Raw genomic sequence first — 15,525 nt, forward strand, 5'->3', positions numbered from 1 at the left:
AAAAGACCAAAAGCCTTTTCTCAGAACTCAAAGCAAGCACCTAATCACTCGCCAAATTCCAAATTTTGAGGCGAACCGCCCCGCCGCCAGCAGCGCCGCCGCTGTCGATGAACGGACTTATAGACCCCACCCCAATCAGAGTCAAACAATAAAATACATTTTTATGACATCCTTCATAAGAAATCCCCAAACATACAAATTATACAATAATTCCAACGCTTTAGGTTTTTAACAAGGGGAATTGCGTATTGTATGGCCTCTTTTCTCCTGACTTTCGGGGCATTAAAATTGCGTTGCGCCGGTTTCCACCGAGCTGACGGAAGCACGGAAAGTGGCAAACAATTCACGGCCCATGCCAACATGCTGGGCAGACAGGTCTGCACTCACCGCTTCTCGCTCAAGAACGGTCGGATCGAGGATCTCCAGTTTGCCTGCCGCAGCATCCACGCGGACCACATCGCCATCACGCAGTTTCGCAATCGGACCACCATCCAACGCTTCGGGGCAAACATGAATCGCGGCCGGGACCTTGCCTGACGCCCCGGACATCCGACCATCGGTAACCAGAGCCACCTTGAGCCCCCTCTCCTGCAAGATGCCCAGGAGAGGCGTCAGGCTATGCAGTTCCGGCATACCGTTGGCCTTTGGCCCCTGGAACCGCACCACAACAATGGTGTCCGAAGTAAACTCGCCATTCTTGAAGGCGTCCTTGACAGCCCCCTGATCCTGAAAGAGTCGCACCGGTGCCTCAATGACATGGCGCTCTGGAGCTACCGCCGAAACCTTCATGACTGCCGTTCCAAGAGAACCGACGAGTTTCCTGAGCCCTCCCTTGCTTTGAAACGGATTGCTGATGGCTCGGATGATCTTGTCATCCAGCGATGCCCCCGCGCCCTCTCGCCACTCAGCCTCGCCATTGGCATCAAGGTGCGGCTCGCGTGTATAGTCCTGCATGCTCTCGCCGACTACAGTTGTCACCTCGTCATGCAAAAGCCCATCGCTCAACAACTGCCCGATGACCACGCCCAGACCGCCTGCAGCATGGAACATATTCACATCGGCCAAACCGTTCGGATAGACACGGGCGAGAAGCGGTGTCACTTCCGATATCGCTTCGAAGTCTTCCAGACTGATGATCAACCCGGCAGCCTTGGCCATGGCGACAAGATGGATGAGCAGGTTGGTGGAGCCGCCGGTGGCGTTGAGGCCGACCATGCCGTTGACAAAGGCTCGCGCGTCCAGAATATCCGCAACCGGCCGATAGTCATCGCCACTGGCGGTGATGGAAAGCGCGCGCTTGACGGCAGCTCGGGTGACAGCATCGCGCAGCTCGGTGCCCGGGTTGATGAAACTGGTGCCCGGCATATGCAGGCCCATGAACTCCATCAACATCTGATTCGAGTTGGCCGTTCCATAGAAAGTGCAGGTGCCCGCGCCGTGATAGGAGGCCATTTCGGAGGCCAGCAAGGCATCCCGCCCCACAAGACCCTTGGCATAGTCCTGCCTCACCTTGGTCTTTTCCTCGTTGCCCTGCCCTGTTGTCATCGGACCTGCGGGCAGAAATACCGCGGGCAGATGGCCAAATGTGGCCGCACCGATGACGAGACCGGGGACAATCTTGTCGCAGACGCCGAGGAAAACCGTGCTGTCGAAAACATCATGAGAGAGCGCAACGCCGGTGGCCATGGCGATCAGGTCGCGCGAGAACAGCGAAATATCCATGCCATCCTGCCCCTGGGTGACGCCATCGCACATGGCCGGCACACCACCGGCAACCTGCGCGGTGCCACCAAAGCTGCGCGCGGTCTCCCGAATGAGCTGCGGATAATGTTCATAGGGCTGGTGGGCAGAGAGCATGTCGTTATAGGCGGTGACGATACCCAGATTGGGGACCCGGGCGCTGGCGAGGTCCGGCTTGTCCATCTCGGGGGATGCTGCAAAGGCATGAGCAAGGTTGCCACAGGCCAGATGCGCACGACCCGGGCCTTTCTTCTTTGCAGCCTCGACCTTGGCAAGATAGGCGGCGCGACTGTCGCGGCTGCGATCCATGATGCGGTCGGTCACACGTTTCAAGGTGTCATGAAGCGGTTTGCTCATGGTTGTCTCCTGGTCCTGTAGTGGCCCTCGTTGCAGGGCCGGGATATGAGGTCTGATGAGAAGTGCGCTCCGGTGGGGCGAATGACTGGCCTTCGCCCGCTGCCGGGTGCGTCTTTGCGTGCTTCAGAGAAGCGGTTTGACCTTGCCGAGCAATTCGGCGGCCATGGCTTCGGGGTCTCTGGAAATGTCGATACGAATGACATCAGTCTCGCCATCGGGCACTTCCAATGCGGCGATCTGGCTTTCGATCAGTTTGACCGGCATGAAATGGCTGCGCCGCTCGGCCATTCGGGCACGGACAAGCTCCTTGGCGCCATCCAGAAAGATGAAGCGCAGGTTCGTTGTCGCAGCCCGGAAGATGTCCCGGTAGGATTTGCGCAAGGACGAACAGCTGAGTACCCGCGTCTCGCCGTTGGCATCCCATTGGCGCATGGCGGAGGCCAGGGTTTCCAGCCAAGGCTTGCGATCATCGTCCGTCAGCGGGATTCCGGCGGCCATCTTCTTGACATTCGCCTCTGAATGATAGGCATCGCCCTCTTCAAACGGAACATTCAGATGGTCAGCCAGCAGCTGTCCAAGTGTCGATTTTCCGCTTCCGGAAATTCCCATGACCACGATAATCATTTCTCTGGCCTCACAGTCTCGTTTCGTTGCGTTGCAGACGACAGGCGTCTCTTCCTATTGTTTTTCTTATTTGGTTTTGGCTTCCGGTCGCTCACGCATTCAGATCATTCCGGCGTCACGTTCCAGTCGAAGTGGAAATGCCCGGAACGATCTGTGCGTTCAAAGGTGTGGGCGCCGAAATAATCGCGCTGCCCTTGAATGAGATTGGCACCGACACACTGGCTGCGCCGTCCATCAAGCCAGGACAGGGCGGAATAGAAGCAGGGAATCGGTGTTCCCGTGGCAGCAGCAACGCCCGCAACGGCCCGCATCGCCGTTTCAGAAGCATTGAGGACGCCACCGGCAAAGGAGCTTGCCAGCATATCGGTGTCCTGAGGCATGGAGGCGATCGGGTCCAGCATGACCGAACGGATGATGCAACCGGCACGCCAGCCGCGGGCGACTGCGGCAAGATCCGTGTTCCAACCATTGGCTTTGGAAGCAGCCGCAATCAGCTCAAGCCCCTGAATATAACAAGCGAGCATGGCAGCAGGCAACGCCGCGCCGATCTGCTCGGCCATGGCTTCACCATCGATAGCCTGCAACGGAGACAGGCGTTTTTCAAGCGCAAGGCGCTCACGGCCCGAAAGCGCCCGGGCCAGAAAGGCGGCAGCAATCGTCGGTATGGCCACGCCATATTCAAGTCCGGCTTCAGTTGTCCAGCGGCCAGTGCCCTTATGTCCTGCCGCATCCTTGATGATTTCGAGGATCGGGCGATCCGTTTCCGGATCGATGGTATTGGCAATGTCTGCAGAGATTTCAAGAAGATAGGAAGCTGCCGGGCCACGATTCCATCTGGAAAAGAGGGAGGAAATTTGTCCGTGGTCGCGCCCGGCAGGCCCAGACAGCAGCAGATAGGCTTCCGCCAGAATCTGCATCTGGGCATATTCGATTCCGTTGTGTACGGTCTTGACAAAGTGCCCTGCTCCGCCAGCCCCGTGGGCGGCATAGCAGGCCTCACCATCAGGAGCCTTGGCGGCAATGGCCGAGAACAGGTCATCAACATGGGCAAGCGCCTCGCGATCACCACCCGCCATGAGAGCTGGCCCAAAGCGCGCGCCGGTTTCTCCTCCGGAGACCCCTAGACCCACGAAGACAAGATCTCTGGCTTCGAGCAGCGCGGCGCGGCGCTCCGTATCCCGATAAAAGGAGTTGCCCCCGTCCATCACGATATCCCCTGCAGACAGCAGAGGAGACAAGCGGGCGATCATCTCGTCCACCGGCTCTCCGGCCTTGATCATCATCAGGATCCGGGCCGGTTTTTTCAAAGAGGCCACAAGACCTTCAAGGCTGTCGTGCAGCCCGACACTCGCACCCAGCGCCTCACGCGCCCCTTCCAATGCCTCGGGGAAGGCATCGTAAGCGGAAACGGAGAACCCGTGGTCAACGAAGTTGAGCGCGAGATTGCGCCCCATGACACCGAGTCCAATAATGGCAATGTCTGCGAGTGTGCGGGTTTGCATCGAATTTCACCTTTACTTGCTGTTTACGCCATGCAGGGCTGCCAGAGCGCGAACCCCGGCGAGCGTTGCATCCTTGGAGGATATGTGTCGGCTGGACAAGCCCATATGGGTCAGCGCATGGCTGTAGGGCTTTGCTAGCCGGTCGGCACAAACAAGCAAAATTTCTCTGCCTTCGCATTCATAAATGGCGCGCATAGCCCGGATTTCCGAGCCAATGAGCATGCCGGACAGGAAACTGGCGGTCTGGGACTGTTCAAGATCGCCATAGAGCACCCGTGCCCGAGCCTTGAACAGGTGGTTGAGCAGTCCACCGGCTCCTTCCACCTGCGCGAGGCCCTTTTCAAAGCCATCCGAGTCGAACTCTGCAGACGGGTCAGCCATCAGGCCGAGGATCGAGTGTTTGCTCATCACCTCGTAAACTTCCCCTGTCATCGAGGTATGGAACCGGGTGAAGACACCATCCTGCACTTCGCACCATTTGCTGTGGGTGCCGGGCAGGCAAACCAGTCCGCTCTCAAGGCCAAGGCTTGCCAAGGCTCCAAAGATCTGGACCTCCTCGCCACGAATGACGTCGGCGTCCTGTGGCGCTCCGGACTGGCGAACGCCGGGGATGATGTAGGTATCGGCCATATCGGCAACAGGCACAATATCGCGGACAAGCTCCTCGCCCCGCATCGGCAGCGGTGGTTGCGGTGCCTGTTGCCAGCCCTGGGGCGCCCCGACCATACCGGCAAGATAAACCGGAATGGTCTCGGCGCTGTCAGCACGCCAGCCATCGAGCTGGCTTCTGGCATAGTCGGCGAATTCGCTGCGCTGCAACGCCCGCATGCCCTTGCCTTCGGTGATTTCGGCAAGAATGGTGCCCGTGTCGGCTTCCAGCAGCCACGCCCTGAAGGAGGTGGTGCCCCAGTCGACAATGATCAGCTTGTTGGTCATTTCATGCCCTTCCATTTGCTTACCAGAGCACGGGCTGCATTTCTGACTTCTTCGTCAGTCCGTCCCGGCTTCCACAGATCGGAACCGATGCCGAACCCGGCTGCGCCTGCGGCGACATATTCCTCGAACTGGTCAGGCCCCACACCGCCAACGGCAAGAACGCGCATGGCGGGTGGCAGGACAACCTTGACGTCCTTGATATATTGACCGCCAAACCGGGCGGCGGGGAAGAATTTGAGCACGGTTGCACCCGAGCGGGTTGCCAGTAGGGCTTCGGTCGGCGTCAGGCAACCGATGCAGGACGGCATGCCAAGCGCGTTTGCCTTGCGGATAACGTCCGGATCAGTATTGGGTGTTACGATAAACTGCGCTCCGGCATCATATACAGCCTGAGTGTCCTCGGGGCTCAGCACCGTTCCGGCACCAATCATAATGCCTTCGGGAGCAGCCTCAACCATTTCCCTGATGGCGTTTGTCGCATCCGAAGAGGTCAGCGGCACTTCGATGAGGGTGAAGCCTTCCTCGACAAGGATGCCGAGGAGGGTTTTGGCACGTTCGGCCGGAACGCCGCGCAGGATGGCCACAAGGGGCATGCTGGCAAAGGCGGTCTCGAACGTGTCCTTGAAGGCTCCTACCATTCTGCCACACTCCCGTCTTCATGACGCCAGATCGGGTTGCGCCAGTTGTGCCCTTCCTTGGAGCGCTCAATGACATACTCCTCGTTGATCTCGACACCAAGGCCCGGACCGGTCAGAGCATGGACATAGCCATCGACAATGGTCAGCGGGCTCGGATCAACCATATAGTCGAGCACGTCGTTGCCGACATTATAGTGGATGCCCATGGACTGTTCCTGAATGAAGGCATTGTAGGAGACAAAGTCAAGATGCAGGGAAGCTGCCAGGGTGCATGGGCCAAGCGGGCAATGCGGAGCAACAGCAACGTCATAGGCTTCAGCCATGGCGGCAACCTTGAACACCTCGGTGAGGCCGCCGCAGTGGCTGAGGTCCGGCTGGATGATGTCGACCATGCGCTGTTCCAGCACATCGCGGAAGCCGTAGCGGGAGAAGATGCGTTCGCCCGAGGCGATTGGATAGCCAAGCCCGCCGCCGATTTCCTTGAGGCAGGACAGATGCTCGGTCAGCACCGGCTCTTCAACGAACATCGGGTGATACTGTTCCAGTTCGCGCAACAGGGCCTTGGCCATCGGGCGATGGACGCGACCGTGGAAGTCGATGGCAATGCCGACATCCGGGCCGACGGCCTGCCGGGCTTCGGCAACGCGCGCAACGGCATCATCAATCTTGGCGTGGCTGTCGACGAAGGCCATTTCCGGCGTGCCGTTCATCTTGAAGGCGGTGAAGCCGCTGGCGACCACTTCCTTGGCCTGACGACCGACGTCGTTGGGGCGGTCCCCGCCAATCCAGCAATACATGCGCATCTTGTCGCGCAGCTTGCCGCCGAGCAGTTCATGCACAGGAACGCCCAGAGCCTTGCCCTTGATGTCCCACAGGGCCTGATCGATGCCGGCGATGGCTGACATGAGAATCGGGCCGCCGCGGTAGAAGCCGGTCCTGTAGAGCATCTGCCAGATATCCTGGATGTGGCGCGGGTCGCGGCCAATCAGCTCTTCGGCCATTTCCTCGACAGCAGCCTTAACCGTGCGGGCGCGGCCCTCGATGACGGGTTCACCCCAGCCGCTGACGCCTTCATCCGTTTCGATTTTTACAAACATCCAGCGGGGAGGCACCAGCCATGTTTTTACATTCGTGATTTTCATTTCATCATCCGCCTTTGGGAGAGTTCGGAGCCGGTCCGGCGGTTGGCTCATAATGTGCGGTGCCGGACCGGTGATGCTTCAGTCTGTTAGTTCACCATCCACAACACGAGGTCCGGGAAGGAGAGCATGATGGCCAGAACCGTTAACTGCATGAGGATGAATGGCCACAGGGAGGCGAAAATATCGCCCAGCGAGATTTCCGGCGGCGCCACACCCTTCAGATAGAAGGCCGCAGGACCAAATGGCGGGCTGAGGAAGGAAACCTGCATGTTGATCGCGAACAGCACACCAAACCAGATAGGGTCATAGCCAAGCTGAATGATGATCGGCACGAAGATCGGCAGGGTCAACATCGCAATGCCAATCCAGTCGAGGAACAGGCCGAGGACAAGCAGGATCAGCATCATGACCAGAATGATCACGACCGGCGCTGCATCCAGACCGAGGATGGTGTTGGAGACGAAGCGGTTACCGCCCATCAGGTTGTAGACACCAACCAGAGTGGCCGCACCAACACCGATCCAGACGATCATGCCGCAGGTGGTCATGGTTTGCATGACGCTCTGATGGATGAGCTTGAAGTCGAGTTCGCGGCGAAGAGCCGTTGCAGCGAGCACACCGAACACACCCATGGCAGCGGCTTCCGTAACAGAAGCGATACCGGCGTAGATGGTGCCCAGCACCATGAAAGCGATGGCAGCGGGCAGCAGGATCGACTTGATGGCCTGACGGCGGGCGACCTTGCGCTCTTCAGGAGGCATCGGAGCCATCGGCGGAGCCAGTTCGGGATTGAGCAGGCAGCGCCCAAGCACGTAAGCCATATAGAGACCGGCAAGCATGACACCCGGAATGATGGCAGCCGTGAAGAGGTCGGCGATGGAAACAGACGCGATGAGACCATAGATGATCAGCACGATGGACGGCGGGATCATGGTGCCCAGCGAACCACCACCGCAGACCACGCCGATGGCGATCTTGCGATCATAGCCCAGGCGCAGCATCTGTGGCAGGGCAAGGATACCCAGAAGAACGATTTCGCCACCAATGATGCCGGACATGGCAGCCAGAAAGACCGACACGATCAGGGTCTGGATGGCAACACCGCCAGGAAGACGCCCTGCGAGCACTCTCATGCCCGAGAACAGATCCTTGGCTATTCCCGATCGGTCTAACAATGACGCCATGAAGACGAACATCGGCACCGCGACAAGGGAATATTCCGTGACAAAGCCATAGACGCGGCTGATGACGAGAGGAATTGCGTTGGGACCGAACCAGCCGACGGTGAAGACCAGAGCGACGAGACCGGTGACGAATGCGAGAGGAAGGCCGGTAAGCAGCAGAAGGAAGATGCTACCGACGAGTACATATGTGCCCCATTCAATACCCAGGGCTTGCAGGCCAAGACCACCCATGATCAGCTCTCCTCATTCTTTTTGTTTTCATTGACTGCGCGGATTGCCTTGATGACATGCAGGATGGACTGCACTGTCATGATGGCCAGAGCCATGAGGATGATGCCCTTGGTGAGGGCGGGGAACGGCGGGTTCCAGCTGGTGCCAGACCGTTCCAGTTGCCATGCACCGGACGGATTGTGCGAAGCGCGCCAGAAAAGGACGAAGGCGGCGTAGGACATGGCGATGGAGAAGAGGAAGGTGATGATGCTGTTGAAGACATCGAGCCTTTTGCGGACTTTTTCGGACACCGTATCGTAAAGAATGCGAACTCGGATGTGTTTGTCACGCGCAAGAGCGATCGGGCCGCCCAGAGCAAAAATGATCGCGATCATGAAAACCGTGGTCTCGTGTACCCATGAGGTGGGGCTATCGAAGACATACCGGCTGATAACTTCGGTAACGCTGATAACCATGGCCAGGAAAACCAGCCAGGCCAGGCCGCGTCCGCACCAGTCGATGGCAGCATCAAGCGGCGTGCGGATCTCACCATCCACGCCGACCGGCTCTGCCGTAGCGGGAGTGTTGGAATCAATTGACATTTGAGAAACTTTCGCAGGATCGGCCATGCGACGCATCTGCTCGAGACACGTCAGACGTGACACCAGAAATCGAGCAATCGTCCGGCGGGAGGACCCCGCCGGACATCGGGGTCTTTTACATCAGGTCCCGTTTCGTCAGGAAGGCAACGACCGAGTCATAGACTTTCTGGGTCAGCTCGTTCTTCTTGGCCCAGTTGGCCCATTCTTCCTTGGCGATGTTACGGAATTTCTTGCGTTCTTCCGGAGCCATGTCGATGATCTCGATATTCGGATCAGCGCGGGCTTCGGCGACGGCGTCCAGATCGCGAGCCTTCAGCTTGAAGACCAGATCATAGGCAAGATCGTCGGTAGCAACTTCCATGGCAGTCTTGATGTCTTCCGGCAGACCGTCCCAGATTTCCTTGTTGATGGAAACGGCAACCATAGGCAGGGAGTGGAAGCCCGGATAGTTCGGATAGCGTGCGAACTGGTGCAGCCCCTGAGCCTGGTTGGTGGAGAAGACGGTGTAGTCGGCGGCGTCGATCACGCCTTTTTCAAGACCGGTGTAGACTTCGGAGCCCGGCAGGTTCACAGGTGAAGCGCCAGCCTTGGAGAAGATCTCATAAACCATGCCTTCAGGAGCGCGGACTTTCAGGCCCTTGAGGTCAGCAACGGTGCGGATCGGCTTCTTGGTAACAAAGGCTTCCAGACCGGTTGCAGCTGCACCAATAAGATGCACGTTGTAAGGCTCGACCAGTTCGTTATAGAGTTCTTCGCCGCCGCCGTATTTCATGTATTCCAGGAATTCGAGCGGGTCGCCCCATGCGCCAACCAGGTTGCCAAGCATGGAGAAGGCAGGATCGATACCAGAGAAATAGCTCGGGTCGGTGAGATGGCCCTGCAGAATGCCGGAGCGCACTGCATCAAGGGTCTGGTTGTGCGGAACAACAGCGCCGGTTGGCAGGATCTCGATCTTGACGCGGCCATCGGTGATCTTTTCGATATTGCTGGCCCAAAGTTTCTTGATCTCGAACTGTGGTTCGCCGGTGTTTTCCGAAGTCTGGAAAGTCCACTCATATTCGGCAGCAATGGCCTGATGAGCCATTACGAGGCCGAGAGCGGCACCAACGATCAATCCCCCACTTGCGCGAAGCAGTTTTGACAAAGACATATGAGTCCTCCTTGCTCATTGCCGACCAATCAAGCCGGCGTTTCAAAACACTCCGGGAAATAAGCCCCCCTCCAGGACCCCACAGCAATCGTGCTCTAGGTTTCTTTCTCTCCTGGGGTTTCCTCAAATCCCAAATCGTAGCCTGTCTGAGACAGTATGCGCGTTGCGGCTACATACGCAGCCTCGGAATCCCGCATCCGGATGGCCTCCATCAAACGGCGATGGCGCTCCAGACTCTCACGAAGCTCTTCCGCTGTCTCGTTACTGGTCTTGATGACCAGCAAGATTGCCGGGCGCAAAATATGAACGATCTGCGCCCAAACCAGATTATGCGTCGCCCGATAGATCGCCTCGTGGAAGGCGATGTCGGCATTGGAAAAGCATTCCCGCTCACCCAATGATGCGCGTCTTTCCCAGTTTGCCTCCATGATGTTGAAGGCATCCTCCATGGCCAGCAGGTCGCGCGCGGTTGCACGCTTCGTTGCCAGCGATGCGATGAGTGGTTCGGTCGTGCAGCGAAATTCGAACACGTCACGCAGAACCCCAAGGTTCGGCGCGGCATAGTCAGCAATCCACTGGCTGACCTGCCCATCCAGAAAATTCCATTCCCGGAACTCCTGAACCGTGGTTCCACGCCCTGCCCGACGTGCCACAATGCCCAACGTCTCCATCATCTGAAGGGCCGAGCGAACAGATGCCCGGCTTATCTGGTAGGACGTTGCCAGCTCGGTTTCGGGCGGCAATGTATCCCCCGGAGCCAAAGAGCCATCAAAAACGAGCTTTGCAAGCTCATCAGCAAGCTGGCCACCTACGGCTTTCGAGCTGTTTGTTTTTGATATTTCCACACTGTTGTTCATCGTGTTGTTCCACTCATTGTCAGATCAAGTTAGTTCAATTGTCTGACATTTGCAACATCTAAATCAGACAAAGATGTTCATTTGTCAGTCCGTGAGGAGAAATCCCCGAAATCCGGCACATTCCAGCTACACCAAGCAAGACATGAGCGGAAGGTGGCATGTGATCTTTCAAGACAACTATGCTTAAAATGAAGGCTCGCATCAGGCCTTTGAGGTCTGATTGCAGGCCTTTCCAGCCGCTCTACCTCGGAAACCGGCCTAAAACACCGAGCCAAGGCCGCATCGCGAATCATGCTCTTCAAGAAATGCGCCCCTTGCCCGCCAGCGTCCTCGGTCAAACAAGCAAGGCCCGGAAGCCATCATGATTCCGAGCCTTGGACGATGATCACAATCGAGACTTGATCAGTTGGCGGCGACCAAATCGTCAACCTCCTGGCGCGACGGCACGGCTTCCCCTGCCCCGCGCCGGGTTGTCGCCAGGGCGCCCGCCGCCGCGGCAAATTTCAGGGCATCCTGCAAGCTCCAGCCCTCGGCAAGAGCGGCAGCCAGCCCGCCGTTGAAGCTGTCCCCTGCGGCAACCGTATCAATCGCCTTGACGAAATAGGGCTTGATGACTCCCTCACCATCATGTCTTGAGGCATAGGCAAGCCCCTTGGCACCAAGCTTGACGATGGCGACCTTCGGCCCCATGGCGACAAGGCTTTTGGCCAAGGTCTGGGCTTCCAGAAAATTGCCGGGCATCGTACCGGTGATGGCGGCGGTTTCGGTTTCATTCGGTGTCACGATGTCCGCTTCGGCAATCAGCGCCTCCATGTGTCCCTCCGCGATCGGAGCCGGATCAAGGATCACCACGGCTCCGGCTGCCCTCGCCGCACGCATTGCCGCGAGCGTTGCCGGAATTGGCGTTTCCAGCTGAAAAAGCGCCACCTTGCAGCCCTTGAAAACGTCCGCGCAGGGCCCGGCATCCGGCCAGGCCATGTTTGCCCCGCCAACGACGGTAATGGAATTCTGCGAACTCTGGTCGACATGGATAAGGGCAATGCCGCTCTCGGCTCCCTTCATTGTCACCAGATTGGCAGTATCGACAGTCATTTTCTGAAGATCGGCCCGCAGCTTGTCGGCGAAGCTGTCTTCCCCGACCGCCGCGACGAATTTGACGGGACATTTGGCCAGCCGGGTGGCGGCAACGGCCTGATTGGCACCCTTGCCACCCAGCCCTGTCTGGAAGCCCGCCGCATGGCTGGTTTCGCCAGCAATTGGCAAATGGTGAACCGAAACGGTCAGGTCCAGATTGACCGACCCGAAAACCGTGATGCTCATGCTCGTCTCCTTGGCATCTTGGCCATTTTCCATACATCAACTGTTCGCACTCGTCCGGCGACGTCTAAGGCCGGGGCGACAGACAGGATCATTGACTGGATTGAAAAATCGGCGGGCCGCTTGCACCAAAACCGCAAACAACCCGCCGAAAGTGGGGGAGCTGGCGGCAATGACCAGCTCCGGGAGGTATTCTCGTGCTATCGGGTGGTTTACTTGCCGACACCAAGCGCGGTCATGACATCCCTGGTTTGGGTTTCATGCTGCTTGATGAAGGCGGCAAAACCTGCAGAATCCATATACTGGGTGCCGAAGCCGCGATCCTTCATGCCTTTCTGGAAGCTTTCGGATTCATAGGCCGTTTTCAGCTGGGCCTCGATTTCCTTGACCAGAGCAGGATCCATCCCGGCAGGACCAGCCACGCCGCGCCATGTACCACCGGTCACATCCTTGCCGGTGATTTCCTTGGCGGTCGGTACGTCCGGATAGCGTTCCAGGCGATCGCTGGAAAGAACAGCAACGGTCTTGACCATGCCAGCATCGGTCAGGGCATCGGTTTCCGGAATGGAGCAAAGCACGACATCCATGCCGCCCGAGGCCAGTTCCTGAAGGCCAGCGGCGGACCCTGCCGCCGGAATGAGGTTGATCTTGGCAACATCGATGTCTTCGGCCATCATCAGGGAGATAAAGGGAATGTCCCAGCTGGCGCTGCAGGTTCCGCCACAGGAGATCCGAAGGGATGCCGGATCCTTCTTGAGAGCCGCAACGATGTCATCCAGAGACTTCAGCGCAGAATTGACGCCGACATGAATGGCGGACGGATCGACGTTGACCAGCGACAGCGGAGTGAAGCTTTCGGCCGTAAAGTCGGCCTGGCCAAGGATCTTGAACTGGGCAAACGGCGACAACTGCCCCATGGTATAGCCGTCAGGCTTGGCAGAGCTATAGGTGGTGTAGCCGACGATGCCGCCGCCCTGAGCTTGGTTGATCACATTGACCGGCTGCTTGGTCTGGGCTTCCAGCTCGCGGGACAGAAGCCGGAAGGTGAAGTCACTGCCACCACCGGCGCCGGCGACGACAATCATGCTGACGGGCTGATCGGGCCAGGCCAGAGCCGGGCCAGCCAGAAGGGCGGCACATACGCTGGTGCAAAGAAGGGTACGGAAATGTCTGCGGGACCTGTTCATGTTATTCTCCTCCACTCAACAGGATTATTCAAAAATGAAATTGCCCTGTCGGCACCGCTCAGGCAGCGGTGTCGGCAAGAGAGTCGTCGGTCTTCGCCCTGTTGGCGAAGAGCTTGAGACCGATGATCAGCGCCCACACGAGAATGGTGAAAGCACCGATCGTTCCTCCAATCGGTCGGTTGAAGAATGTCACCAGATCGCCCTGGGATTTGAGCATCGTGGTCATGAAAGTCTGTTCGAGCAGCGGCCCGAGAATGAGCCCCAGAATGGCCGGTGCGAGCGGCACTTCATTCTCTTCCATCACATAGCCAAGCAGGCCGAACAGTGCGACAAGGCCAACGGCGAACAGGGTATTCTCGACGGAGAAGGCACCCAGAATGCAGAACAGCAGGATGACCGGAGAGATGATGCTGGTTGGCAGGCGCAGAATCAGCCCGAAGGCCCGGATGCAGGCTATCCCCAGCGGCAGCATCAGAAGGTTTGCAAGAAAGAAGATCGCAAAGATCGCATAGATCACCTGCGGCTGGTTGAGAAACAGCGTCGGGCCGGGGTTGACCCCCTTGATGAACATGACGCTGATCACTATGGCCGTGATCGCATCGCCGGGGATACCGAACACGGTGGCCGGAATATAGGCCCCGCCGAGGCTGGCGTTGTTGGCTGCACTGGCCGACATGATCCGCTCGACGGCGCCCTCTTCGGTATCGCTGCCACCGCGCTTTGAGGACTTCTTGGCCAGCGCGTAGGAAATCCAGGCGGCGATATCAGATCCGGCTCCGGGCAGCGAGCCGACGATCGTACCGAGCAGACTGCCGCGCAGCAGGCCGATCTTGTGGGGCCACATCAGCTTGACAACCGTTTTGAGGATCGATGTGGGCTTTGCCTTTTCAGACATCTGCCTGTCCTGCCCATAGCTGTTGCGCAGCAGTTCGGAGACAGCAAACAGACCGATCAGCACCGGAATGAGCCCCAGCCCGCCGACCAGATTGGTCGAACCGAAGGTGAAGCGCGGCATGCCGGAAATCGGATCAAGCCCCATGGTGGCCAGAAACAGGCCGAACAACAGCGACGCAAGCCCCTTGAGCAGCGAAGGTCCAGCCACAAAGGTGGCACAACTCAGCCCCAGAACGCCAAGCCAAAAGTATTCGACACTCGAGAAGGACAGCGCGATCCGGGCAAGCCACGGCGCGGCCAGCGTCAGGATGGTTGCGCTGGCCACCCCGCCGAAGGCCGAGGCAAACAGCCCAGCCCCGAGCGCCGTTGCCGACTTGCCCTGCCGGGTCAGCTTGAAGGCATCGTCGGTATAGGCCGCCGAGGCCGGTGTGCCGGGCATGCGCAGCAAGGCACCAGGAATATCTCCGGCAAAGATCGCCATCGCGGACGCCGTAATGATCGAGGCAATCGCCGGCAGCGGAGCCATGAAAATGATGAAGGGCACAAGCAGAGCCGTCGCCATCAGTGCTGTGAGGCCGGGAATGGACCCGATTGCAAGCCCGTAAGCCGCCGACACCATGATGACCAGCAGCAGATATGGATCGGCGAGCTGCGCCAGAATTGAGCCAGCGTCTACCATATGAACCATCCCGAAATTGGAGTGAGCAGGCCCCACGACAGAGGCACATGCAGGATGGAGGCGAACAGGATGTTCACCACCACTGAAGTGATCAGCGCAACGGTGACCGCCAGCTTCCAGCGCACTCCGTTTGCTATCTGGATCATCGCGAGCAAAATTGTCGATGTGGCGAGGAAGCCAAGCGGCGTTACGGCCAGCCAATAGAAGAGAATCGCGATCGGAATGATCCAGAACCGAAAGGTAAAGTCACGGCTGGCCAGCCAGCGTGGGCGCTGGACCAGCGGCTGCCCGCGACCGGTGACATAGCCCTGCACCATCAGCCCCCCGCCGACAAGCAGGAGACCAATGCCGATGAGCAGAGGAAAGAACCCCGGCCCGTAGTTCAAATGGCGCGGCGGCACCAGACTCTGGGAGTAGAGCGCGATGGCCCCTCCCAGAATGGCGACGACAAGCCCAACAATACTGTCATGGACTTTCATTGGATTGTCTCTTTGCAATGAACCTTG

The 15,525-nt window shown here is 58.4% G+C and carries 15 protein-coding genes; 1 reads left to right on the top strand and 14 read right to left on the bottom strand.

All coding sequences use genetic code 11. The annotated features are described in order from the left end of the window. Nucleotides 1–232: hypothetical protein (locus DSL70_RS22450; RefSeq protein ID WP_205563314.1), on the top strand; the 232-nt coding region annotated here is incomplete at its 5' end. A gap of 50 nt (nt 233–282) precedes the next feature. Here the strand turns inward: DSL70_RS22450 and edd are convergent. The 14 genes from edd to DSL70_RS17210 all read right to left on the bottom strand — a co-directional run bounded on the left by edd (nt 283) and on the right by DSL70_RS17210 (nt 15,498). Next, complete coding sequence (gene edd, locus DSL70_RS17145) at nt 283–2,097, bottom strand: phosphogluconate dehydratase (RefSeq protein ID WP_119309200.1); 1,815 nt, start codon at nt 2,095–2,097, stop codon at nt 283–285. 123 nt (nt 2,098–2,220) lie between these two features. After that, complete coding sequence (locus tag DSL70_RS17150) at nt 2,221–2,721, bottom strand: gluconokinase (RefSeq protein WP_119309201.1); 501 nt, start codon at nt 2,719–2,721, stop codon at nt 2,221–2,223. 104 nt (nt 2,722–2,825) lie between these two features. Next, complete coding sequence (gene gndA, locus DSL70_RS17155; RefSeq protein ID WP_119309202.1) at nt 2,826–4,223, bottom strand: NADP-dependent phosphogluconate dehydrogenase; 1,398 nt, start codon at nt 4,221–4,223, stop codon at nt 2,826–2,828. A gap of 12 nt (nt 4,224–4,235) precedes the next feature. Next, nucleotides 4,236–5,159 (bottom strand): 2-dehydro-3-deoxygalactonokinase, encoded by a 924-nt coding sequence (locus tag DSL70_RS17160; RefSeq protein ID WP_119309203.1) that lies wholly within the window; start codon nt 5,157–5,159, stop codon nt 4,236–4,238. Next, the gene (locus tag DSL70_RS17165) at nt 5,156–5,797 is read right to left on the bottom strand and encodes a 2-dehydro-3-deoxy-6-phosphogalactonate aldolase (protein ID WP_119309204.1); all 642 of its coding nucleotides are present in this window, start codon (nt 5,795–5,797) and stop codon (nt 5,156–5,158) included. Before DSL70_RS17165 ends, DSL70_RS17160 begins: the two co-directional genes overlap by 4 nt. Further along, nucleotides 5,791–6,939, bottom strand: coding sequence for a galactonate dehydratase (gene dgoD, locus DSL70_RS17170; RefSeq protein ID WP_119309383.1), 1,149 nt, complete (start codon nt 6,937–6,939; stop codon nt 5,791–5,793). Before dgoD ends, DSL70_RS17165 begins: the two co-directional genes overlap by 7 nt. 86 nt (nt 6,940–7,025) lie before the next feature. Beyond that, complete coding sequence (locus DSL70_RS17175; RefSeq protein WP_119309205.1) at nt 7,026–8,354, bottom strand: TRAP transporter large permease; 1,329 nt, start codon at nt 8,352–8,354, stop codon at nt 7,026–7,028. 2 nt (nt 8,355–8,356) lie between these two features. Further along, complete coding sequence (locus tag DSL70_RS17180) at nt 8,357–8,935, bottom strand: TRAP transporter small permease subunit (protein WP_119309384.1); 579 nt, start codon at nt 8,933–8,935, stop codon at nt 8,357–8,359. Nucleotides 8,936–9,050: 115 nt separating this feature from the next. Further along, a complete protein-coding gene (locus DSL70_RS17185; RefSeq protein ID WP_119309206.1) occupies nt 9,051–10,085 on the bottom strand; it encodes a TRAP transporter substrate-binding protein in 1,035 nt (344 codons plus the stop codon). A gap of 95 nt (nt 10,086–10,180) precedes the next feature. Continuing rightward, entirely contained in the window at nt 10,181–10,942 is a 762-nt protein-coding gene (locus DSL70_RS17190; protein ID WP_119309207.1) for a FadR/GntR family transcriptional regulator, read from the bottom strand. Between the two features lie 402 nt (nt 10,943–11,344). Continuing rightward, the gene (locus tag DSL70_RS17195) at nt 11,345–12,262 is read right to left on the bottom strand and encodes a ribokinase (RefSeq protein WP_119309385.1); all 918 of its coding nucleotides are present in this window, start codon (nt 12,260–12,262) and stop codon (nt 11,345–11,347) included. 209 nt (nt 12,263–12,471) lie between these two features. Then, nucleotides 12,472–13,446 carry a Bug family tripartite tricarboxylate transporter substrate binding protein gene (locus DSL70_RS17200; RefSeq protein ID WP_119309208.1) on the bottom strand — a complete coding sequence of 325 codons (975 nt, stop codon included), beginning with the start codon at nt 13,444–13,446 and terminating at the stop codon, nt 12,472–12,474. Between the two features lie 58 nt (nt 13,447–13,504). Beyond that, entirely contained in the window at nt 13,505–15,019 is a 1,515-nt protein-coding gene (locus tag DSL70_RS17205; protein WP_205563315.1) for a tripartite tricarboxylate transporter permease, read from the bottom strand. Next, nucleotides 15,013–15,498: a tripartite tricarboxylate transporter TctB family protein gene (locus DSL70_RS17210; protein ID WP_119309210.1), complete on the bottom strand. Its 486-nt coding sequence runs from the start codon at nt 15,496–15,498 to the stop codon at nt 15,013–15,015. Before DSL70_RS17210 ends, DSL70_RS17205 begins: the two co-directional genes overlap by 7 nt. Nucleotides 15,499–15,525 lie beyond the last annotated feature (27 nt).

The organism is Cohaesibacter haloalkalitolerans (assembly GCF_003574655.1).
Taxonomy (GTDB): domain Bacteria; phylum Pseudomonadota; class Alphaproteobacteria; order Rhizobiales; family Cohaesibacteraceae; genus Cohaesibacter; species Cohaesibacter haloalkalitolerans.

Excerpts from the sequence above, each read along its gene's own strand:
- DSL70_RS17200 (WP_119309208.1), bottom strand. The coding sequence starts at position 13,446 with ATGAACAGGTCCCGCAGACATTTCCGTACCCTTCTTTGCACCAGCGTA.
- DSL70_RS17175 (WP_119309205.1), bottom strand. The coding sequence starts at position 8,354 with ATGGGTGGTCTTGGCCTGCAAGCCCTGGGTATTGAATGGGGCACATAT.
- DSL70_RS17150 (WP_119309201.1), bottom strand. The coding sequence starts at position 2,721 with ATGATTATCGTGGTCATGGGAATTTCCGGAAGCGGAAAATCGACACTT.
- DSL70_RS17180 (WP_119309384.1), bottom strand. The coding sequence starts at position 8,935 with ATGTCAATTGATTCCAACACTCCCGCTACGGCAGAGCCGGTCGGCGTG.
- DSL70_RS17210 (WP_119309210.1), bottom strand. The coding sequence starts at position 15,498 with ATGAAAGTCCATGACAGTATTGTTGGGCTTGTCGTCGCCATTCTGGGA.
- DSL70_RS17185 (WP_119309206.1), bottom strand. The coding sequence starts at position 10,085 with ATGTCTTTGTCAAAACTGCTTCGCGCAAGTGGGGGATTGATCGTTGGT.
- DSL70_RS17190 (WP_119309207.1), bottom strand. The coding sequence starts at position 10,942 with ATGAACAACAGTGTGGAAATATCAAAAACAAACAGCTCGAAAGCCGTA.
- DSL70_RS17205 (WP_205563315.1), bottom strand. The coding sequence starts at position 15,019 with ATGGTAGACGCTGGCTCAATTCTGGCGCAGCTCGCCGATCCATATCTG.
- dgoD (WP_119309383.1), bottom strand. The coding sequence starts at position 6,939 with ATGAAAATCACGAATGTAAAAACATGGCTGGTGCCTCCCCGCTGGATG.
- DSL70_RS17165 (WP_119309204.1), bottom strand. The coding sequence starts at position 5,797 with ATGGTAGGAGCCTTCAAGGACACGTTCGAGACCGCCTTTGCCAGCATG.
- edd (WP_119309200.1), bottom strand. The coding sequence starts at position 2,097 with ATGAGCAAACCGCTTCATGACACCTTGAAACGTGTGACCGACCGCATC.
- DSL70_RS17160 (WP_119309203.1), bottom strand. The coding sequence starts at position 5,159 with ATGACCAACAAGCTGATCATTGTCGACTGGGGCACCACCTCCTTCAGG.
- DSL70_RS17195 (WP_119309385.1), bottom strand. The coding sequence starts at position 12,262 with ATGAGCATCACGGTTTTCGGGTCGGTCAATCTGGACCTGACCGTTTCG.
- gndA (WP_119309202.1), bottom strand. The coding sequence starts at position 4,223 with ATGCAAACCCGCACACTCGCAGACATTGCCATTATTGGACTCGGTGTC.